At 37.2% G+C, this 23,251-nt stretch carries 18 protein-coding genes and 1 tRNA gene; 2 read left to right on the forward strand and 17 right to left on the reverse strand.

The features are described from left to right. Positions 1-586 precede the first annotated feature (586 nt). From BG260_RS00715 to BG260_RS00730, 5 genes are all read right to left on the reverse strand, one after another. On the reverse strand, positions 587-1,288 hold the full coding sequence (locus BG260_RS00715; protein WP_069130031.1) for a tetratricopeptide repeat protein: 702 nt from the start codon (positions 1,286-1,288) through the stop codon (positions 587-589). Positions 1,289-1,398: 110 nt separating this feature from the next. After that, a complete protein-coding gene (locus BG260_RS00720) occupies positions 1,399-1,893 on the reverse strand; it encodes a hypothetical protein (RefSeq protein ID WP_069130032.1) in 495 nt (164 codons plus the stop codon). A 285-nt stretch (positions 1,894-2,178) separates the two neighbouring features. After that, positions 2,179-2,245 (reverse strand) — tRNA-Arg (locus BG260_RS14105). A 204-nt stretch (positions 2,246-2,449) separates the two neighbouring features. After that, positions 2,450-3,307 (reverse strand): nucleotidyl transferase AbiEii/AbiGii toxin family protein, encoded by an 858-nt coding sequence (locus tag BG260_RS00725; protein ID WP_069130033.1) that lies wholly within the window; start codon positions 3,305-3,307, stop codon positions 2,450-2,452. After that, on the reverse strand, positions 3,304-3,879 hold the full coding sequence (locus BG260_RS00730) for a type IV toxin-antitoxin system AbiEi family antitoxin domain-containing protein (RefSeq protein WP_176719397.1): 576 nt from the start codon (positions 3,877-3,879) through the stop codon (positions 3,304-3,306). Before BG260_RS00730 ends, BG260_RS00725 begins: the two co-directional genes overlap by 4 nt. A gap of 223 nt (positions 3,880-4,102) precedes the next feature. Here BG260_RS00730 and BG260_RS00735 point away from each other — a divergent pair, with 223 nt between their 5' ends. Together BG260_RS00735 and BG260_RS00740 are read left to right on the forward strand one after the other, a co-directional pair. Next, positions 4,103-5,221: a hypothetical protein gene (locus BG260_RS00735; protein ID WP_069130035.1), complete on the forward strand. Its 1,119-nt coding sequence runs from the start codon at positions 4,103-4,105 to the stop codon at positions 5,219-5,221. A gap of 130 nt (positions 5,222-5,351) precedes the next feature. After that, positions 5,352-8,381: a sacsin N-terminal ATP-binding-like domain-containing protein gene (locus BG260_RS00740; protein ID WP_069130036.1), complete on the forward strand. Its 3,030-nt coding sequence runs from the start codon at positions 5,352-5,354 to the stop codon at positions 8,379-8,381. Between the two features lie 114 nt (positions 8,382-8,495). On the opposite strand, the gene BG260_RS00745 is transcribed toward BG260_RS00740, so the two are convergent. The 12 genes from BG260_RS00745 to BG260_RS00800 all read right to left on the reverse strand — a co-directional run bounded on the left by BG260_RS00745 (position 8,496) and on the right by BG260_RS00800 (position 23,248). Next, on the reverse strand, positions 8,496-10,328 hold the full coding sequence (locus BG260_RS00745) for a DUF262 domain-containing protein (RefSeq protein ID WP_069130037.1): 1,833 nt from the start codon (positions 10,326-10,328) through the stop codon (positions 8,496-8,498). A gap of 194 nt (positions 10,329-10,522) precedes the next feature. Beyond that, on the reverse strand, positions 10,523-11,215 hold the full coding sequence (locus BG260_RS00750; protein ID WP_069130038.1) for a M48 family metallopeptidase: 693 nt from the start codon (positions 11,213-11,215) through the stop codon (positions 10,523-10,525). Then, positions 11,212-14,445: a type I restriction endonuclease subunit R gene (locus BG260_RS00755; protein WP_069130039.1), complete on the reverse strand. Its 3,234-nt coding sequence runs from the start codon at positions 14,443-14,445 to the stop codon at positions 11,212-11,214. Before BG260_RS00755 ends, BG260_RS00750 begins: the two co-directional genes overlap by 4 nt. Before the next feature lie 107 nt (positions 14,446-14,552). Further along, positions 14,553-15,347 (reverse strand): DUF3800 domain-containing protein, encoded by a 795-nt coding sequence (locus BG260_RS00760; RefSeq protein ID WP_069130040.1) that lies wholly within the window; start codon positions 15,345-15,347, stop codon positions 14,553-14,555. 170 nt (positions 15,348-15,517) lie between these two features. Then, positions 15,518-15,916 (reverse strand): hypothetical protein, encoded by a 399-nt coding sequence (locus tag BG260_RS00765; RefSeq protein WP_069130041.1) that lies wholly within the window; start codon positions 15,914-15,916, stop codon positions 15,518-15,520. Beyond that, complete coding sequence (locus tag BG260_RS00770; RefSeq protein ID WP_069130042.1) at positions 15,913-16,215, reverse strand: hypothetical protein; 303 nt, start codon at positions 16,213-16,215, stop codon at positions 15,913-15,915. The genes BG260_RS00765 and BG260_RS00770 overlap by 4 nt, the downstream gene beginning before the upstream one ends. Positions 16,216-16,239: 24 nt before the next feature. Further along, complete coding sequence (locus BG260_RS00775) at positions 16,240-17,571, reverse strand: restriction endonuclease subunit S (RefSeq protein WP_069130043.1); 1,332 nt, start codon at positions 17,569-17,571, stop codon at positions 16,240-16,242. Positions 17,572-17,577: 6 nt separating this feature from the next. Further along, positions 17,578-18,942, reverse strand: a complete 1,365-nt coding sequence (locus tag BG260_RS00780; protein WP_069130044.1) for a Fic family protein — start codon at positions 18,940-18,942, stop codon at positions 17,578-17,580. A 1-nt stretch (position 18,943) separates the two neighbouring features. Continuing rightward, on the reverse strand, positions 18,944-19,411 hold the full coding sequence (locus BG260_RS00785; protein ID WP_069130045.1) for a hypothetical protein: 468 nt from the start codon (positions 19,409-19,411) through the stop codon (positions 18,944-18,946). After that, the gene (locus BG260_RS00790) at positions 19,404-20,618 is read right to left on the reverse strand and encodes a nucleotidyltransferase domain-containing protein (protein ID WP_069130046.1); all 1,215 of its coding nucleotides are present in this window, start codon (positions 20,616-20,618) and stop codon (positions 19,404-19,406) included. The genes BG260_RS00785 and BG260_RS00790 overlap by 8 nt, the downstream gene beginning before the upstream one ends. Beyond that, entirely contained in the window at positions 20,608-21,756 is a 1,149-nt protein-coding gene (locus tag BG260_RS00795) for an HNH endonuclease (RefSeq protein WP_069130047.1), read from the reverse strand. Before BG260_RS00795 ends, BG260_RS00790 begins: the two co-directional genes overlap by 11 nt. A 1-nt stretch (position 21,757) precedes the next feature. Continuing rightward, positions 21,758-23,248, reverse strand: a complete 1,491-nt coding sequence (locus tag BG260_RS00800; RefSeq protein WP_069130048.1) for a type I restriction-modification system subunit M — start codon at positions 23,246-23,248, stop codon at positions 21,758-21,760. Between the last annotated feature and the right edge of the window lie 3 nt (positions 23,249-23,251).

A 23,251-nucleotide genomic window follows, 5' to 3' on the forward strand; every position in this document is an offset into this window, starting at 1 on the left:
CACGATTTCCCGCTGCAGGATAACAATCCTCCGCAGCCGGCAAAACAGCAAGAGCGGAAGTCACAGAAAAATCGTGGCAAAAGCAATGGAAGTGGAAACGGCAAACGAAAGAAAAGCAGCAACAGCAGAAAGAGGGTCAGGCGTCCTCAATAAGCTCTGACTATTACATCTGCTATCAAGATTATGATCTTATCTCAAGGAATTCATGAAGGCATAATTAGTGCTTTGTGAATTCCTTTTTTTGTTTAAAATTAACTACAGCTATGGGATTTATTCAAGATCTGTATCAAGTGAGCTTTTGACCCAATTATGTCCCATTTGAATTAATTCTCAAAAATAAAAAGCCCTACAATTCTATAATGTTTTGAATTACGAGGCTTTAAAAAAAGAGGACCTGATTGATGACCTTCTCAATGAAAGATTGACTCAGGATAAGTAAAATACAGAGTGAGTAAAACTAGAAGCCAGACCAACGCTTGAAGAGATAAGACAGGCACTAAAAATAAATAATGAAACCCCGATTTCCGCATCTGATTGTCTAGAAAAAGCTTCAATCTAAATTATATTAGCAATAAGACAATTCACTTTACCAATTCATATTACATTTCTCTTCTATCATTTCATAAGCACTCTCAATACCCAGTTCACCAGCTTTGCTAAGATGTAAACATGCCTTTCTTTTTAAAGCCGAAAGTTGAGATGAGTATTCGTCTTTATTATTTAGGCTTGCATTAAGACTTTCGACATCATAAACTAAAAACAATGCCTGCCCTGCCTGTAAATGTGCTCCTCCAAAGGTTGGATCTAATTCAGTTGATCTTATAAAATTTTCAGCAATTTCAATTAATGGAAATTGACCTGATAGACCCATGAATCTGGCTTTATTAAAATAATTGATTGCACTTTCTTCAAACTTATTTGCTGTTTTCAAATCATCTACTGCACCTATATAATCATTCATTTCAGCTTTTGCATTTGCTCTAAGAGCATATCCAGGTGAAAATTCTGGGTGGCGATTAATAACAAAACTTAAATCTCTAACCGCTTCTACATTATTTTTTAATTCAGAGTTTACTAAACCTCTCCAATAGATGAAGAGAATCTCCTGATCTTCACTTAGACTTCTTTCTGTTAATACATTTATAGTTTCCAGAGCTTCTGTATAACTGCCACTACTAATTTCTATTTCAGCTTTATTTGCCAGTTCTTCAACAGATTGTGAAACTGTTTTATTTGGCAAGAAAAATATCGTCACAACTGACAACAATAATAGGCTGATTCTATTCATACTAACTTTTATTATTTTTGTAATTTTTTTTTAAAAAAAATCAATGTCCAACCATCAGAGGTTCAAATTAAATCGGATACTTATATCATGATAGCTTAACAAAATACTACTCATTTCGCAGCCTTATTTTTAAAGAACTTTTTTATTTTTTGGGTTACTGAAATTCTTTTATTCATAGTGGAAAAAAGTATTTCATCTATTTCTTTCTGGATCTCTTTATTTAAAGACGGCATCTCAGTTTTTGCATTTTGAATAATTTCATTATCGTCAGGATCTTCTGAACCTCCTAAGATATATACATTTGCCAAATGGTCTTCAAATTGCTTCAAGCTGGAACTAAGTCTTTCATATTTTAGATAATTAGAATGCAAACCAAGAACACCTAAATCGTCTGATTTAAGGAAATCACCTGCACCTATCTTTTCTAATTCTAAAGGTATTACAACTGAAAGTTTTGAAACTTTATCAGAGAGATCCAAAAGTGATTTAGCATTTCGAGACCAATAAATTTTTTGGAACTCTAAAATTGCTTGGTGCTTAATACTCCAAGCACTTGCTAAATAACCAATTATTAAACCAGAGAATAAAGTAAGTACGTATTCCATAAAATTTTAAGATCTAACCTCAGTATATATTAATATATAATTTGTCAGGTTAAAAAAATCGAGAAAAACCGACCTGTCATCTCTAAAAACATTATTCAGTTAAAAAAACCAAAACAATGACTGAGATTTACTGTGTAACTCTCAAAAATCAAGGGTAAAGTAATTAAAAATAGATGTGCCTTTCACAATTCCGTTACCCAAATCTTAAAAACGAAAAAAAAGAAGTGCAAAAAAATAATCCTTTACAGATATGTATAACACTGAACCGCAAAGGCTTATTAAAAGTACACCCGAGAGGATTCGAACCTCTAACCGCCTGATTCGTAGTCAGAGAAAATAGCCTTAACGATGCCAAAATCGGCGTTTTTGAAGATTTCATGTACCACCATATGTACCACCGGTCTTGAAAACTGTGAATTTATTTCATTAAAATATTTTTGGGTAAGGTGATTTTTGAGAGTGAACTTTCAAATATTGATCTGAGTGAATATGGATAAAAGTGCATACACTTATCGGAATCTGTATGCATTATTATCCACTCGTGAACGGTGCCATTTTAGTCGAATTTTATCAGGTTCAATTCCTTCGAGAAATAGGCTTTCAAATCTTCCATGACAGACTCGAAGCTGACTCGTTCTTCGATTGATATTCGTTTTAGAAAGGCTGCCCACTGTTTGGATTTATTTGAATCCTGAACAAACTCTTTCTCAAAAATCAGTTTGATATCACCTATCTCTGTATTTCTCTTTTTGAATGTCGTTTCAATAGCTTCCGTCAAACGCTGCTTGTCAAATTTCCTGGTTTTAGTAAGAAACCAAATATCATAAAAGTCTTTCATACGGCTACCAAAAATCCCAAGGCTTACGATCGCCTGTAGTTTTTCTGCAATTGCTGACTCAAGTGAATATGCATTCACTTTGGGTGGTTCGAAGTCCAGCATGGCAGGATAACTCATCTCCACCGGACCGTGAACAATCACATCACCAAAGCCAATATCAATTTGAAGCCTTTGATGATCTCCTCCAACTAAAGCGGAGAGCCGAACACGCAGACCGGCATAGTCAGCATCCTTGGTGATTTCATCAATTTCAATCTTGTCTCCATGAAATTGAACCCCATCCTCTAAATCAATTTCAGTAATTTGCCTGATCGCTGTTTCAATCTCATCGACTTGATTGGAGAGATGGTTTCCCAGAAAATCAATGTCTTTTGTTGGCCTCACTCTCGATATATCATATGCAAGAAGCAGTAGTGCACCTTTCAAAATAAATCGCTTCTTATAATCAGATTGCTCCAATCTGGCAAGAAATCGTTCATGCATATATTGAATACAAACAAAGTTATAATCCCTGCCTGATGATCTCGCCAAATTTTTCAGACGATCTTTTACAGATTGATCAATATTCTTTGTCATCCGGCTATCATCGCTTTTACGTAGGGTTCCATCACCGTCTTCACCCTACAGATTTTCATATATTTACTAAGTTCATTGAGGTTTGAATCTGATCGATTCAGATAGTTTTGCAGTCCTTCAAGAGCCAGGTCTTCACCGAGTTTATTTCTGTAGCGGAACATATCGCAAACGGTTTTAGGTTTGTTGTATACCTTAAAACTTCCGTAACCCCTTTCCACCACATCAACACCTGCCTTATACATGTTTTCCCGATAGTAATAGACATTAATTGGGGGATAGTTCAGTTCAAACTTATCCGTGTTATTTGGAACAGCCACATCAATTTTAGACGGGTTAAATGTGGTTAGCTCATGATAGGCAAGTGCCGATCCAAGGCATATGATTGCACTATCATTGGCAGTATGAACATCAATAAATCCTTCATATTCATCTCTTTGAAAGTCCCGAAGCTTATAAAGTCCGGGCTTGATTTTTATGATAATCGCTTTTTCTACGGCTTCGCGAACTTTGCGGGTATGAATTCCTGCTTTTTTAAATTCATTCATAGTGGCGTACCCACTATGTTCTTTCATAAATTGTACAATCTGTTTGCTCATCGGGATGGTTCTTTTTCAAGGTCAATAAGTATTAATGACCTTGTATTTGAACCAAAATAACAATTATCATTTCAATTTAGAAATAATTGTTTTACTGCATAAGGATACTATGAACATCAAGTTCGAAAAGATAATATCTGTAACATTCCTATTACGCAGTAATAGGGAATGTTGAAAATCATAAATTAAAGACAATATTATGAAACCAATCACTTTCAACAGAGAACAACTTTATAAAGAAGTATGGGAAACACCAGTAAGTAAACTGTCAGAATTATATGGAATATCCTTCGCACAGTTTAAAAAGGTCTGTAAAGAGTTAAACATACCTACTCCTGATGCCGGATACTGGACCAAAGTAAGAATGGGGAAGTCAGTCAATATAAAACCTCTTCCAAATTTTGAGAAAGAGGCCTATAGCATAATTCCAGGGAGTGATAAGCAAATAAAACTTCATGAAAAACTTCCGGAAGGATACAAACCCATTACTGTTACTAACCAGTTAAGATCTCTTCATCCATTAGTTGAAAGAACCTACGATTATTTAAACAGTAGAGGAAAAGGCCGAAATGACCGCCTGCGATCACATGGCACAAAGATCCTGGATGTATCAGTTACTCAAAAACATTTAAAAAGAGCGTTGAGAATTTTAGATGCAGTTGTGAAGGAGTTTGAGAGACAAGGATATAAAGTGCATACAACCTCTTACAATGAGCTTTCAAAATCATATGTGAAAATAGATAAAGAGGAAGTTTATTTTCACCTGCATGAAAAAGGAAAAAGAGTTAAAAAAGAGAATAGCAAGTATAGCTGGGACTCATATGATCATATAAATACCGGGGAATTGGTTCTCGGTCTGAGTGACAGCATGTATTGGTCCAGAACAAGAGCAATAGCAGATGGAAAAACTGCAAGGATTGAAGACAAGCTGGATAAATTTTTCATTTCGGTTTTCGATTTAGCTGAAAAGGAAAAAGACAAAAGGATTGAGCATGAAAACTTCCAAAAAGAGGCAGAACTTAAGAGAAAAAATTTAGCAGAGATCGAAGAGAAAAAACGACTGATTAAAGAGAATAGAGAGCGGAAATTTCAGGAAGAATTAAACAGGCGTACATCTCTTGAAAATGATAGTAAAACATTCAGCGTTTCAAATGATATTTATCGATTTATTGATGCTGTAGATCGTGAAATCAGGAAACACACATTAAATGACATACAGAAAAGCCGCCATAAAGAGTGGAAGGCATGGGCAACTGAACATGCGGACAGATTGAGCCCTGTTAATAGATTGATTAAAGAGATAGTGAAAGATGGATAATAAGTCCAGCTACAAACTAAAATTGAAGCACTATTTGCAGAGCCATTTCATTTATACAATATTGTGCGTATTACATTAACTAGGCCTGTTCAATAAGTTTAAACGGCTGATCACAATTTCTATATTCAAAATGAAGCTTAAAGAACTAACAGAAAAACGCCAGAAACATCTCCAATCGTGTATTGATAATAATGATAGTTCACATGAATTGATTGCGGGGATGTATTCTGATCCTTCCCATTTTATATATGAATTGATTCAGAACGCTGATGATGCAAATGCATCAGAGTTAGCATTCAAACTTAATACAAACAGTCTGGAATTAACACATAATGGAACTGAATTATTCAATTACAAAGACGTTGAATCCATTACCTCAGTTGGACACTCTACCAAGTTAAACGAAATCAACAAAATCGGTAAGTTTGGCGCTGGTTTTAAATCAGTTTTCGCAGTTACAGAGAGTCCAATCATTCATTCCGGAAATTTTCATTTTGAAATTAAGAACTTCATTGTCCCTTATCAGATTGATGACATAACTGAGAATAGTAGCACGAAAATTATATTACCATTCAATAAAGAAGGTTCTGATAAGGAAAATATTTACAGCTTCATCAAGGACACATTACTTAACCTTGAAGCAGAATGCCTATTATTCTTGAAGAAGATTTCTACAATTAACTGGGAGACTAAATCAAGTTTTGGAAGCTATTATCTGGAAGCTGAGGACGATTTCACCAAACGTTTGATTAAGAAAGTAAAGCATGATCTATTTATAGATGATTATTTAGTCTTCTCAAACACAATTCAAATTGGAAGTGCCGATAACCTAAATTTAGTTGTAGCATTCAGTTTAAATAATGATGAAGGAGATGATGCACCAAAAAGGATTACAGCTTTTCATGAATCAAAACTATTTGTGTTTTTTCCAACGTCAGTAAACACGGGATTAAAATTTCTGATACATGCACCCTATAAGACAACGCCAAATAGGGAAACCATTAATTTTAATGATGAAGAAAATAAAATATTAACCCACGAGCTAAGTAAACTAGTTGCTCAGAGTATCATAGCACTAAAAGAGAGGGGATTTATTGACCTCGATTTTTTAAATCTGTTACCGCTAAGAAGTAATTTCGATCATTCTTTATACAATTCCATCAGAAATGAAATAATTGCATTAATCAAAGAGCAGCCTCTCCTTCCTACTTCAAACGGGACCTACGCAAGTGGGCTGGAATCATTAATAGCTACTGAAAAAGAATTACCACAATTATTAACAAGAAAAGATACAGTCAGTCTATACCAGAGAAAAGCGTGGCTTAATACTGAAATTAATTCTAAAAAATACCAACAATTAAAAGAGTCAATTCGGGATTATGTTGATTGCCCTGAAATATCAATAGATAATTTTTGCGAAAATTTAACTTATGATTTTTTAAAAAATAAAGATGATAGTTGGTTAAAAGAATTTTACAAGGCGGTATCAACTAAGACTCGATTATACCAAGTTAAATCCTATAGTGTAGGCGTATTAAGAAGTAAACCAATTATAAAACTGACTACAGGTGAGTTTGTAAATCCCACAAATGAGTCGGGCGACATTCAAGTCTATTTACCTGGAAACCAGAAATCGGAGTTTAAAACAATAAAAAAATCACTGGTTAAAGATCCCGGTGCTTTAGAATTTTTCCAATCACTCGGAATTACAGAGCCCGACAAAATCTCAGAAATTAAGGAATTTATAGTACCTAAATATTGGGCAATAGATTCTCTACCTAGTAAAAAAGAATATCAAAATAATTTTAATAAAGTTTATCAGATCTGGCTGGGGGAGGATGACTATAATAAAAATAGAATCACAGATTTGGTAAAAGGACTGGATTTTATAGGATGCTACAATCGAGAGAATAAATTTAGCTTGAAGAAAGCCAGCCAAGTATACATCATTAAAAAAGAGATACAACTATGGTATTCAGGAAACAACATTGATGAATATTATTTCATTGACCAAAATTTCTTCGACAATCAACATCTTGATTTTTTAGAAAGACTTGGCATAATGAGTGCTATCAAATTGAATAACGATACTCAATACCGAAAAGAGTGGACCGGTCATTACAAGCGTGGTGTTACTGGTTTCAATCCAAATTTTGATATTGAAGGCTTAGAGTATGCTATTGAAAATATGAATTATGCCCGATCATTGATTTTATGGAATATTTGCCTCGAAAATGTTAAAAGATTACATGGTCATACTGAATTTAAAACGAATAAAAACAAATCCTACGAGAAAGGTGAACTAGAAGATTCTCTGGCACTAAAAAAACTTAGAGATATCTTTTGGTTATATGATTCAAAGAGAAAAAAGATCCAAAGGGATTACTCTGAAATTGTTATTGATGATATTTCAATGGATTACACCAAGCATCATGAAAACATTGATCGTTTAATTAAAGCTTTAGGCTTTAAGCTTGATGAAGTTTCCGAATTTGAAAAAAAGACAGGTAAAAAAGTAGTTTCTAAAGAAGATTTTGAATTACTTCAAAAAATAAAAGTTCAAGAAAATCAGAATAATTCCGCTCATACTAAAAAATGGATTGCTCAAGTTGAACCAGATGAAGCAGAACCCCAGATTGATAATAACCCATTTAAAAAACGCAAAACTAAAGATCGATCATATCAAGACCAAGCACATATAAACAAAAATAATTCAGTCTCTGAGAACATACAATATCCGGAAGATCAACCAAACAACGTAAACTCCGACCAAAATAAAGAAATAGGAGTTTGGGGTGAAGCTGTTGCCTATAATTATCTGAAAAGAGAGTACAAATCTTCAGATTTTGAAGTCATAAATTTAAATCGAGTGTCGACCCGTGGTGTCGGATATGATTTTGTCGTAAAGAAAAACAAAATAGAAATAGCGTATTACGAAGTAAAAACTAAGATGGACGACCACCCATCGTTATTCAAAATATCAAAATCTCAATGGAACTGGGCTAAAAGATTACATGAGGAGGAAAACGGCGAAAAGTATCGCATATTAGTTATCACCAATGCTGGTAGTGATAAGCCAGGATTACTTGAAGTAATCAATCCAGTCAAACTGTGGGAGCTAGGTGAAATAGAAGCTGACCCTGTAAATCTTATTCTTTAGACATTTAAAATTGATGGACATCTTTAATTGTTAAACAAAAACAAACACACTGCCTGTGTAAGTACTAAAAACCGTTAAAATTATTGATTAAACCCCTGAGAGTTATTAAAACATTTAATCTACATTCCAAATGTTCTTTGTCATTTCATATAATAACTGAGTTCGCTCAGTAACTGCAATTTTATCAAAATCATTGTAAGGTTTCATGTCGTAACCATATTCATTTATAAAATCTCTATTATCCAATTTAGATTTGTAGAACTCCTGTAAAAGGGATTGATTCCAATATAAAGTGCCTGAATAGGTTATTTTCTTCTTGGTGAATGGCTCATTATTTGATGATTGATTATCCCTGCCTCTTAACAATAACAGCGCACCTAATTTATTTCTTTCCATTTCAAACTCTTCTTCGCTTTCAAAAAGTTGTCGATTATCGTAATTATCACTGATGATATGTTCAATATGATATCCGTTTTTTTTACCTGTATTACGGACTAAGTTGTACAATTCATCTTGCATATTTTTACCTATTCCATCTGCAAGATACTTTTCAATTCGAGCTAAATAATACCTTAAAAACCGTTTATTGAAATCCTGTCTTGTAAGCCCCCTAAATACTCTATCCTCCAACAAATTTGTTGTAGGTGCACTTCGTCTTTCATTGATTTCATCCAAAATGTTTTTATTAAATATCACATTGAATTTATCAGCGCTCTGGCCTCTAATTTCTTCTGAAATTTTATAGACCATCGAATAAAATCTATTACTATCATACGCCTTATTTAAATGAAGTAGAACATAGGCACGATCTACTAAGTAAGAAACAAGCTTAATCTTCTCTTTCTCTTCCTCATCTTTGACTGTACAAGAAGAAAGTATTAGAACCTCCTGAGAATCCATTTCAGTTAAACTATTAAATCGAACATATTCAAATTCTTCATCATAGTTCTTAGAAAGTTTTTTTACTTTTTTAAATAAATCAACATAATAGTTTAAATCAGACTCAAGGAATTTTTTTACTCCACTTATTTCATTTATCTGAAGCTCTTCAATGTGTGGTGGAGAATAGATTACGCGTTGATAATCTCCGTCAAACTTTCGCCCTTCTGCGCGAGTACCTGCAAATCGAGCCTTTAAATATGTTCGAAAGAATTCGTCAGCAGTATCTGCTAAAGGGTTAATTTTACTATCCCATATTTTTTCATAAGGTCTTAAATCAACTTTAGGAATTTGACTAAGAAGTTTACCCTTTAAAATTTCATAAGGTTGTAATCCAATTCCTCTATCATTTATTACCTCGAATACCATTGGAACATCTGTTTGTCCTACTTCAAGGTTTATAATTACAATTCTTAGAAGGGCATAATAAATGAAATGCAAAAGTTTATTTTTGCTATCTAGCCTTTCATTTAGCTCTTTTGCAAGGAAAAGGTAGTTCTGTTGTATATTTTTTTCGGTAACATTCTTTGGTTTGAATTCTTTTATTTCTTCAATGTCATTTTCAAAAATAAATGATACTACTCTCTTTCTGTCTTCATCTCCAATAAAAAATGTCTTACCATCTGAAGTGTATGTAACTATTTTTCTTTCTAGCCAGCCCAATAGTTCTTTGTTTTCAATATCCTTCGCTGCTTTTTTATACAACACCATTAAAAATATTGTTAGTGTTGTTAACCGTTGCTGACCATCCACCAGGTAAACTTCATTTTCTCTATTTGTGATATATGTATTTAAATAATACCAAGAATAGTTTTCGATTATATTTGATCTCGTGGGCTCAATAGATTCATTTTTACTAAAATCTGGTTCAAAATTATGAAAGAAATCATTGACCATGGTTTCTATCTGCTGTTTTCCCCACTTATACTCTCTTTGATAAAAATCGATTTTATAACTTTCATTAGAAAATAACCTATCTATATTCTGTTTCTCTGGCTGAATTTCCATAACTATTTCTTCTTATTTTAAATTGATGACTTATCCCCAAATCCTCTTCATTCCGAATCGTGATCTCCAAATTACCACTTCCGTAGAGACCGATGTTGTAGGACGTCCAGGGTAAAGCCCCTTCATGTCTATTCTGTAAGAACTAATACCCCGTCAGTATATATTTAGAAAAGTTTGATGGCAAAGATTGATCATTAAGCCAATGTTATCTCCAACTTCTCCTTCCACCGCTTCCAGTGTGGCATTTTAGAATTCAAGAGACGGTAGAAAGCGGCATCGTGTTTATGGTGTATAAGGTGGCATAGTTCGTGTAAAATCACATATTCAATACACCGTTTTGGAGCCTTGATTAAGTGTAAGTTTAAGGTGATAACACCTCCGGGTGTACAGCTGCCCCAGCGTGTATTCATCTTGCGAATATTGAGCTCTTTAATTTTCAGATCATGTTTTTCAAATTCAGGCAGCAGATCTTCCAAAATACTATTGAAGTGTATCTGAGCCTTGAACCGGTACCAGTCATATAACAATTCTTCGGCATTTTTCTTGTTCCTGGTTTTTACCCTCAGATATTTTCCCTTCAATTTGACTTGGTTATCAACAGCTTTCTCAACTTTTAAAACATACTGTCGACCCAAATACAGATGGGTTTCCCCGGATACATAATCTTTGGGTTTGGATAGCGGTTGATACTTCTCAAATGTCCGAAGCTGTTTCAAAATCCAGCGGGCTTTGGATTTCACCTTTTCCTGGATTTTCTCTTTACTGACATTTTCCGGAGCAGTAACTACAACATTCATGTCTGGATAGACCGCTATTCCCAGTGTTTTTCGGTCTGAAAATTGTAATTCATATCCGATCTCCTTTTTTCCGTAGCTAATTGTGTTCATGTGTAATTCCTGATAGCCAATTCAATAGATTTTTCAATGATATCATCCATCTCTTCCAATGTTAAATTCACACCCTTGTCTCTTAGTGAATAAAGATAATCATCGATATCCTGACGCATCGCATTTTTAATATCTGTTTTAAACTGCCAGTCTACGACCAAATGGTTTTGAATGATTTCATCAATCTTGATGCCCATATCACTCAGCTCAGTTTTTGAGGAATCTGAGCCATAGGGAATACCATCCGACTTTACTTTACCACCATTCATGATCTCATTTACAACTCCGTATATGGCCTGGGCAGTTTTCTTTCCTTGCAACTCTTCGGGAATGTCATCAGATGACCGGGAGCGGACCTTCTCCATTATATCTCGCACCCGGTTTAGATACTCAGCATCCGATAATCGTCGAGCCTTCCAGTCGCTTATCGTTTGCTCCAGCATTTCAGAAAACTTCTTATAGAGAGCAGGATCTTCATCCATTACCAGGTTGATAGATTTTTTAGTGCGAGTCGCTATCCGGTCAGCCCGAGCCGCATCGCTTTCAACCTTCGCTAATTCCTGCTCAAACTTCTCTTCATCAAAAATGTTAACCTGTTCCGTCAATTTCACGACTTCACTTGAGGTCACATGCGTATCTATCAACTTCTGCACCTGTTTTTCGTATTGACCATAATCGATTGAATCAGAATACCTGGCTTTCACGGATGAGCGCAAACTCATAAAAAACTTTGCGTCATTCTTGTACTGGTTAACCTTTTTGGGATCTGTATTTTGAATAAAATCAAAAGTAGAAAGAGCCATTTTCAATGTTCTGGCAAAGAGAGAGAGCCTCTCGTAAAACTCATCCCGAATATCTTCATCTTCCAAATGCTGCTCATAATATTGAGCATCAAAACTCCGATCTATTCCATTAAATATATCCCACACGTGAGCATGACGCTCAGGGAGTTTCTCTATTTCCTGCTGAATATCGGCTAAGGTGCCCTCTAACTCTTCCTCCTCAAACTCTTGCAGTTCACTGTATGTTGTCAAAGCTTCATCCAGCTCACCAAGAATGCCATAGTAATCGATTATGTATCCAAAATCCTTCCCTTCAAACAAGCGATTGACACGAGCGATGGCCTGAAGCAGTTTATGTTCTTTCAGGCTCCTTGCAATGTATAAAACCGTATTTCGGGGAGCGTCAAATCCGGTAATCAATTTATCCACCACGATCATGATCTCCGGATCTTCATCACTTTTGAACTGGTAGATCAGTTGTTTGTTGTACTCTTTTTCGGTGCCGAACCGCTCCATCATTCTCTTCCAGAATTTCTGGACGATATCGATATTTTCCTCGTCCAAGTCTTCGTGCCCTTCACGAGTATCCGGTCCGGATATGATAACCTCGGAACTTACCTTTCCAAATTCATCCAGGAACTGTTTACACCTGATTGCGGCTGTTTTGGAATGAACGGTTAGCTGACCTTTGAAACCGGAACCTTGCCACGTTTTTGAAAAGTGATCACTGATATCGTAGCAAATGGTCATCAGCTTTTGTTCAGCTTCATTTAGCTGATCGGCCCGGCTGAATTTCTTTTTAAGATCAGCTCTTTCTTTATCGTTTAGACGCTCCGAAATTCGTTCAAAATAGGTGTCGATGGGTTTTTTATTGACATCCTGCGGAATATGCCGTCCTTCATATAACAGTGGAACAACCGCCTTATCGCTGACGGCTTCTTTAATGGTGTAGGTATCAATAATGCCGCCGAACTTTCGTGCGGTATGTTTTTCCTGCTTCATCAATGGAGTTCCCGTAAAAGCAATGAAGCAGGCATTGGGAAAGGTTTGCTGCATTCGGACATTGGCCGTTCCGTACTGCGTGCGGTGGCCTTCATCCACCAACACAAATATATTCGGTGACTCCTCTTTCACCTTGCTCTTTTTAACCACAGCTTCAAACTTATTGATAACCGTTGTAATGACGGCCCTCTTCTTCTGCCTGAGCAACTCAATCAAATGTTTACCGGTAGATGCCTGAACCGGTTCCAAATCACAGTCATCAAACGTTTCATAGATTTGATCATCCAAGTCCACACGATCAGTGACTAAAACGATACGGGCATCGGGAATTCCTTTATCCAGCGCAATACCTTTTGCAAGCATCACCATGGTCAGGGATTTTCCGGAACCCTGGGTATGCCAAATCACACCCCCTTGTCGTTTTCCCTGTTCGAGTGACTGAATGCGTTTCAGCGTCTTTTCTACGGCATAAAATTGCTGATAGCGAGCTACCTTCTTCTCACCTGCATCATATAAGGTATAGCGTTTGATAAAGCGCAAGAGACGAGCTGGGCGACATAAACCGTAAAGAATCTTGTCCTGACCTGTGACTTTTTGATCTCCCTTTTGCAAAGCCTCAAAATGTGATTTTACATAACGAAACCGATCAGAGAAAATATCCTCAAACAGGTCCGGGTATAGTGGTTCATTTTTTAATTCTTCAAGATTACGCTCATAGAGTTGTTCTTCATCTTGTGTTTCGAACTTCTCTTTCCATGTGCTCCAGAATTTATTCGGTGTTCCGGTGGTCGCGTATTTATTGCTGTTTACAGCAAGCCCAAGGAGTAATTGTGAATAGACATATAAACCCGGAATTCCATCGTTCTTTTGATTTCTGAGGTGCTGTGAAATAGCCTGATCAACCGGCTTTTGGTCTTTTTCCCTCATCTTTAAATCAGGGCGTTTACATTCAATAATGACCAGCGGAATACCATTTACAAACAGCACAATATCCGGGCGGTACTCTTTATAACTGCCGGTACGCTGAACGCTGAACTCTTCGGCCACATGAAATACATTGTTCTCCGGGTTTTCCCAGTCAATGTAGTGCAGGCTGAAGCTTTTGCGGTCACCATCTATGGTTTCTTCAAAACTACTCCCGAGCGTAAGCAAGTGATATAGCTTCTCATTGGTTTTGATGAGTCCGCTTACAAGAGGCAGATCACTTACTTTATCCACGGCTGCTGAAATGTTGTGATTGGAAAAAGGGTATGTTTTACCGTGAAAATCAATGTTGTTGATTTTTCGAAGCTGCTCTTCCAATACCGGTTTTAACAATACATCGGAATGGCTGTCTCTCAGCTCTTCCACTTCCCCAGGCGACAAGTATTCATACCCCAACTTGCTCAGCATCATCAGTGCCGGGATTTGGCTGGAATGGTCTTCTATGTATGAGGGAGTATTCATTTACTTGCTCGCTTCGGGTATTCGTATTAATTGCATATATATTGTATATGTATTACATTAGTAATGAACCACTGAAAGTCCGAATGGGCCGTAGGTGGTGTTTTATTTTATATGGGGTAGTAAACAACTCCATAATCATCTCTTCCACTTGCTTTTGTATTCAAACTCGGCTTCATTATGTTCAGCATTTCTAATTCATCTCCATAGTCAAGTACATTCAATAACCTGTTTGCCCATGAGATTCTGGGGTTTGTTAAATTCCTTCTGGCATATAGCATCGTAGTAGAGGCTAACAGATCTGCCATCTGAATGAAATAAGATTCTTCAGAGGGTTTAGGAAGAGGGTCTTCTATCAAATGCTCAATTTCTTTTCTATAGCTGCCATGATGGTGTTTTGAGGGAATGAAATTTATTCGCTGAATCTTTCGCGTTACTCTTCGCATAGAAGCAACCCGGCCTTCATCTGAAAGAATAAGAAAATCTTTGTCTGATAATTGTGAGTAGTTCATGTCGTTTTCTATACGCTGGATATTATAAGTAAGGGCATTCTCCAACACATCATAATCAGCTCGTTGAATTCTCCCTTTATCGATTACAACATTGATGCATTTAATTTTTAATGCTGCTATCAATTCACAGAAAAGAAAAGTGATTTCTTTTCGCACTACCGGTGAATATTTACCGTGATACGGATCTTTATCAGACAGAAAGTGCATGGTATGAAATTCCATTTTGACCGGGAATTCATAATCTATCTTAAGTTGCTTTCGGAATGCGCGGATCTTTTCATAGTTCTCTTTCCAAGAGCTCTGATGCATGTATATACTGCTCAACACAAATAGTTGAGATGAATACTGAGGGTAACCGTCATCACCGGATTCATCAAAGTAACAGATATACATAATTAGGGAGTTTTATTTTTACGAAATAGGTACCAAAAAACATTTCAAATGCTTTTTATTTTTTCCCACCACCTTTTGGAGGCCGTACCGGTTTTCATCCTTTGTTTTGCCCCGGAGGTGCTGGCCTCGTAGTTGGTTTTGGTGGTCTTTTCTGTTCTTTTGCCATGATTTTATAGGTTATAGGTTACAAATATGGATATACTAACTACACCAATAGCGAATAAAAAGAGCGAAAAAGGATTTAAAAAATTCAACCAGGTTGTGAAATGGCCTCCCGGATCTACATCTTCAAACTCTTTGCCTGAATCCAACTCATCAATTGCCCGGCGAAATGCAAGTGTACTCAGGTAATAGGAGGCCAGGCTGCACACTATACTCAGGCCCCAAACCAGCCAGCTTGTGATTAACCAGCCTGCCAGTACCGGTTCATTCACAATAAAATTACTCACAAATGCGAACGTCACCGCAAATGCACCACCGGAAAGCTTGATCAGCGTCTTATCAAGCTCATCCTGAGCGTGATGTTCAGATTTTATATAATCCTGGCGGTATTGTTCTTTCAAATTCATTCAACTGTTGAATTTGTAATTTGATAAACATAAACCATGTCACTTTTTTCACTACCTCCGCCACCCCCACCTTTCATTCCTTTTGCTATAAAATGCTTTTCAACGTCTCTCGCTGCCATATGGGAATTGGCGGTATCATATATCCAACATCCAGCATCTTCGTCCACTTTATGATCATTAAACAATCTATTCCGAGCATCTTCAGAAATCCCCACATAGTATTCTCTATAATAATTTCCTGAACACTTTTGAATATACGTTTCAATTGCATTTACAATATCCTGTTTACCATTTGCCATATCTTATCTCCTTGTTTGTTTAAGTTAATTTTTCTCCACCTTCACCCTCGTTTTTCCCGTCAACAACTGCTGCATCAGACCCTTTTTTTGGATCACTAAAAGCTCTTTGTTTTTCTCAAGTGATTTAATCTCTTTATCAATATTGGTTAGAACAGACTCAATCTTGTTGATCTCTTCATTATCCGCAGGAAGACGAATCTTAAGCTTTTTTACATCACTACTGTTTATCGCCGGATAATTTGATCCAACCGTTAAGGCATAAAATTGACCTGATATATGGTGGCTGTACAAATAATGATAGAGGTATCTGATGTTGAAGTTCTTTTTTGGAGTCAAAACGGCAAAGCCAGTAGAAGCAATCTTACCATTATGCTCTTTCTTTGCCATTGCAAAAGCTTGAAGATTCGGGCGGACAGTCGCCATTAAAATATCACCTTCGGAAACTATCCGTTTTGCCCGAGATGGAGCATCTTTAAATTCATAAACTTCTAAATCATTACTGATATGTCCATTTTCTACATCTGACAAGGAGATGTATTCAAACTCATAATCCGGTGAAGTTTTGGAGTTTAACGATTTTGCATCAATCTTAACTACATCTTTAAATCGAACTTCCCTCCACTCCCCCTCAAACCCCGGAAACTGTTTCTTCCCGGTAAGCAACTGCTGCATCAGGCCTTTTTTGAGTTCTTCTTTTTTGGCGATGAGCCGGTCCAGGGTTTCAATGGCACGGTCCCAGGTGGAGAGGATGTCGGCAATCTTTTTTTGTTCGGGGAGAGATGGAAGGGGGATTCTAAGCTTAGAGAGATTACCTTTTGAGATTCCAAAAACAGAAATGCCCGTTGCAATTTTCTTTAGTTCTTTCGCTACCGGCCAGTTTTTCAAAATATAAGCCCGGTACCGGTCTGCTGTTTTTCCATTTTTATCTCTGGCAACAATAGTGTGAAGTCCAGCGATAAGATTTTTTGAATTCGTCAGCTCACCAATTTCAATACATTCCCCCACACCCTCATAATCTTCAGAAGCATCTGCAATTACTAAGTCACCTTCTTCAAGGTATATCAGATCTTTTTCTGGCTTCGAAGATTGTTTCAAAAGAGGAATTTCGGCATGATTCTCTTCATGTAGGTGTAGAATTAAAGTGTCAAACTTAGAATGAATGTCACCATAATGGATATAAAAAGTATCGCCTTCATCTTCTTCAAAGGTCAAATCATTTCTTGAAAAAGAATAGCTTTTCTTAAAATCAAAAACTTTATCAAATCGGTGTATTCCCCATTCCTCAGGAATCCAACCTAATTTGGTCTTTTTAAAACCGGTTATTAATTGGTCTTCATTTTGTGTGCTACTATCCATAGACTTCTATTCTTCCTGGTTGTTAGCATTATGATAAGATTCCAGTTCTTCTAATATTGAATTACCGTCCTTGTTTACATAGTCTTCGATTTCTTTTTCATAAAGAGGTCGATCGTAGAGCTTTTTTATCTCAGGAAGATTTTTATTTCCATTATGATGCGGATTGATAATATAGAGGTGGTCCTGAAACTCAATATTTGTTTTGAGGAACACTGTTTTTGGCTTTTCAGGAACAAACTTAAAGGCTATTAGCCGTATCTCAATCCCTAACTCTTTTAAATGATCCGTTTCAGAAATAGCTTCTTTAAACTTCTCCTTAATTTCTGGTAGCGAAATCTCTCTGGTGCCGGAGAAGGTGGTTCGGTCAACCATATATTGAAGTTCATGATCTGCAAATAGACGATAAAATTTATGAGTGCTATTATATACAGATTCAAAAAATGGCCAAATTGAATCTTCAAACCTTTCAGCTATAACTTCTTTAGACCGCTGGAGTTTAATTACATCTTTATCGTCTTGAGTAAGCTTGCTGCTAAATATCTTTAGTCGCTTATCCAAATCTGAGGGCTCGTTAATATCTTCACCTTTGGCAGCAGATATGTACAGTTTTAATGAGTCTGCCAAGCCATTCCCCAAAAATTCATATAAAGATTCGAATTCAGCTGCATCTGCTTGACGTAAACCACTAAAGTAGAGGTCTTTCTGATGAGATTTAATAATTACCGGAGGCAACTTATTACTCATTAAACAATAATTCATCAACAACCTTGAGACTCGGCCATTACCATCATCAAATGGATGAATTCTAATAAATCGGTAATGCAACTCTATTGCTTTTACCAAAGGATGTAATTCATCTTCATTCGCATACCAGTCAACTAGTTCCTGCATTTTTGCGGGAACCTCAAAAGGCTCTGCAAACTTAAATTTATCTCCACTTTTAGTTTCTACATGATTAGGAGTGGTCTTGTATTCGCCCGGATAGATTGTTTTCGTAGTAACTTTACCATCAGACGTTTTAGTTTTAATGGTGTATGGTTCTTTTAAAATCTTGAGGTTCAGCTCTCGAATAAAGCTCTCTGACAATTGCCTACTACTTTGGGCAATATCTTCAACTAATAAGATGGCTTCCTCGTGGCCTTTGATCTCTCTTTGATCTTTATAAGGCCTCTTTGAACCTTGTCCATATTCTAGTAATTCTCTGGTTTCTCCATATGATAGCTCATTTCCTTCCAGTTTGCAGGAGTGAAAAGTCCATTCGAGATGAACTTTTTTCATAAGATTATTCTTGTACACTTCCTCTATCGGTGAAAGAACATCCAACTCTTTTTTGAGCTTATCTATTTCTTGGAGTAATGCTTTTATCTTCATATCAGTGCTTACTCTTAGTTGATTTTTCAAACTCGTGTTCTTCCTTTTTACTGGTGGGATGGATACCACCACCATGCCAATCCCCCTTACCTAACCAATACTCGTAAAATTCTAACCATTCCACTGCCCAAGGAACTACTGTATGTACTAAAAACATGTCCGGATACCACTTCCTCTCTCTTACCTCTGCTGAGGGATAATAAAGACAAAGTTCTTGTTTTTTGTGAGAGTAGACATGAGGAAGCCTTTTTTTACCTTTAGCAAGTTTCAATCGCTTTGGATCAACAACAAAAACATCCACTCCAGAACCTTTTTTATAAGTCAGCTTCAACGTATAAGAATCACTTACAGGGGTAGGAGTAACGGTATGAGTCCAAGACAGACTAATTTCATTACTAAAAGTCACCTTTGAATCTGGAAAATAAGACTTCAAAGCTCCCGCCTGACTGGAAAGTGGTATTCTATTCATCCTTTAATCTCCCATAGTTATCATGATCTTTAACTTTAGTTCTCCCTGCAGTACCTAGAACTCCAGTACCAACTCCCATCATTTTCTGACCGGACTCTCTCAGTGACTTTGAATTATCTGCTAAGTTTGTAAAAGCTTCATTAACTACTTGTTTACCAAGTGGCTTTTCAAAAGCTTTTTGGATGTTGTGTAATCCAGGTTGTTCCAAGGCAGAGAGGATTTCTTCTTTGGCTTTAACTAACCAATCAAAAAAGGCTTTCTTTCTCTCAGGGAAATGCTCCCATTTATCTGCAAAATTCTCCTCTTTGGGATTGACAGGGTTTTCAACCCAGGCTGTACCATCCTCTTTGAATTTAATATGACCTTTCATTCCGTTTAAAATTGAAACAAGGGCTTCATATACATTGTCTTCTTGGTTATAGGCTTTAGCAGCAAGAGTTGTGATAATGATAGAAATAGGTTTCTTCTCGTCCTCCCCAAACATCAAGTCACGATGTCTTTTCAGAATTTGAATCGCTCTTTGAAGAGGTGTCTTTACACTCCATTCTGGAACATCTTCAATACTCCTCTCCATTTTCATGGCAGCTTCTTTCAAAAGACGATCACGAATAGGTTTCATTTCCTCCTTAAACCACTCCGAATAACCCTTCGGATTTGTTTTCGGCCATTCAGATCTATTATTAGAATCATAGTGAGAATGCTCATTATCTGTCATTCTAAGCGCATTTTGATACAAGTTTTTATCAACTACCCCTTCAAATAGTAGTTCTCTAAAATCATCAGGAATAGCAGGAAGAATGTCCATGTGAAATTTTGTGCCTTCTGCATAATTTAAGGTCCAACAACGCTGCCCTTCCTCATCTAAATGTTCTTTATAACGCCCTTTTCTTAGTTCATCTCCAACTTTAAGCTTAAGATCTGACTGTGTATCTAAGGGAGGAAGACTTTCCAGCTTGCAAATTAGGTCTATATCAAACTGTCCATCTTTATTAATGGGTTTTATCATTGTGCCGAGTAAAAAGGAACCTTGCGGTTCGATAGATGGATTTAAATCCGCCAAGGATGAGCCTTCTCTTTGTAAATACTCACCAACTGCTTTGTATCTATCTTTTGCTTCTTCGATCTGTGTATCTGTTAAATCAAGTGATCGTCCCAATTCCTCAAGGATATCCCCGTATTGGGTGATTTTTTGCTCATTAGTAATCATGTCTGGCCTCTTGCCTTTTTGTTATTGTTAATGTCTCGATAAATCCATCTCTGCTTGAATTTTGGTCGTAAATTTTCATCGGTAATTCTGCTTTTGGTTGCCACACTCGCCCAAACTCAATAGCTGTAGAATTAGGCATAGCAGGAAACACATGTATCAAGCTATCCTGACCATGCGCCTTCTTAACTTCTTCAAAAACCTCTCTTACCCTGCTCCTAAAATTTTCCAGAGTTTTATCTGACCTGATTAGATCCTTCCCCGGCTTAGGGGCCGTTAACTTCCAGATAGAACTATCTTCTCCCATCACCTTTTCAATTCTACTCTCCTCTATTTCAGCTGTTATTGAAATATTTAATACTGGCTCTCCATCAGTATTATCTGGTTTGATAACTTCAAAATCGATAGGAGCATCGTCTTCGGGGTGTTTCCATGTCTCCGGCTCTCTTAAACGAGTATAAACTTTTGCTCTGAAGATTTCTGAGAAAAGCACTCCTAATTGTATTAACAAGGGTTGTGGTGCTAATCCAAAAATTGAAAAATGAGGCACATCAGTAGTTTCTTTCAACCGACCCAATTCAGTGTCAAAATTCCGTTGCAAAGATTCAGACTGTATCTCCCAGTACCTATCTTCTTCATCTTTATGAGGACTAGCCATACTAAGCTCGATAGGTTTATCAGTGGCCGGATAAAACTCCGGTTTCATTGAATTCACAGCTTCTTTAAAGGTAAGAGGCGAACCATGGTCACCAATTTTTGCCCCATATAACACGATATGAGATCTCATTTCTTCATCAATACCACTCACCGTATTGATTCTTTCCTCATGCTTTCTCTTCATCTCCTTTAGCCGTGATACAGAATGCCCATCAACATCATGACTATCTACAAGTCTATGATGTCTATCGCAAAGTAGCATAAGGTTAGATAAATCGTCCCCCAGTTCTTCCGAGAGGGTTTCATGACCTCTTGGACCGCCCGGTTTATCAGCAATTATATGAGCTATATAGGCTTGGTTAAATTCCGATTTAGTTGTCGGATCTTGATAAAGTTTTTCATTACAGCCCTCATATTGACATCTACCAGCAGCAATCCCCCAAAGTATATATCTATTAATTGATGATATGCTTGATATGGACATCCTAAAACCCCAATTCCTTTAGATATTCATCCATCTCGCTTCGCACCTCAGCCAGCTCTTGTTCAAGCAGTTCAATTTCATTTTGTACCGCCGGGATGTCCACTTCTTCCTCTTCCTCAAATGTATCCACATAGCGGGGGATATTGAGGTTGTATTCGTTCTCTTCCAATTCCTCCGGCCGGGCCTCGTAGCTGTATTTGTCTATGGTTTCATAGTCGCGGTACGTTTGGGAGATTTTTTCGAGATCCTGTTCCCGGAGCTTGTTTTGTTTCTTACCATCCCGGTATTCACGACTGGCGTCAATGAATAACACGTTTTCTCTGCTCCGGTTTTTCTTAAAGACCAACAAGGCGGCCGGAATACCCGTGCCAAAAAAGAGCTGTTCCGGCAGTCCAATCACGGCATCCAGTAGGTTCTCTTTTATAAACTGCTCACGAATCTTGGCTTCGCGGCTACCCCGGAACAACACCCCGTGCGGAACTACCACCACCATTCGCCCGTGTTCATTCAGGCTTTCCACCATGTGGGTGATGAATCCGTAATCTCCTTTCGTTTTTGGAGGAATTCCACGCCAAAAACGATTGAAGGGATCGTGTTCGGCCTCTTTTACTCCCCATTTTTTTAACGAGAACGGCGGATTGGCTGCAACCACATCAAACTTCATAAGTTTATCATCCTCGGTCAGTTTGGGATTTTTGATGGTATCGCCCCATTCTATTCTTGCGTTGTCAATATCGTGCAGAAACATATTCATTTTACAGAGTGCCCACGTACTCCCGTTACTCTCTTGCCCATAGACGGAGTAGTTTCTATCAGGCACTTGCTGAACAAGCTTGATCAACAGGGAACCTGAACCACAGGTAGGATCATACAGTCGTTCGCCTGACTGGGGTTGTAGCAAAAGCGCCATTAATTCGGAGACTTCAGATGGCGTATAGAACTCTCCGCCTTTTTTACCTGCATCGGATGCAAAGTTTTGAATCAGAAACTCGTAGGTATCTCCAATGATGTCATTCTTACCCGTTCTGGACGGTCGAAAATCGAGTACCGGATCACTAAAATCTTCAATTAAACTTTTCAGTCGCGAATTGCGGTCTTTTGTCTCACCAAGAGCGGTTGTTGAATTGAAGTCAATATTCCGGAATACTCCATCCAGCTTTTCTTTGTTGTTCTCTTCAATATCGTGCAGCGCTTTATTGATAACTTCCCCAATATTCGGTTCGTTACGCTGACTATAAATATGATCATAGGTGCAATGCTTGGGAAGAACAAACCGCTCCCTTTTCAAAGCACGCTTAATGCGCTCCTCATTACCATTATATTCTTTCTGGAGCTGCTCCATCCGATCTTTACGCAAATCCGACAGATACTTGATAAAAAGAAATACGAGGATGTAGTTTTTGTATTCAGAAGCATCTACTACACCCCGAAACGTATTACATGCTTCCCATGCTACCGAGTTGATTTTGTCCTGTGAAATTTCCTGGCTCATAAT

It is taken from the genome of Rhodohalobacter halophilus (genome assembly GCF_001715195.1).
GTDB lineage: Bacteria > Bacteroidota > Rhodothermia > Balneolales > Balneolaceae > Rhodohalobacter > Rhodohalobacter halophilus.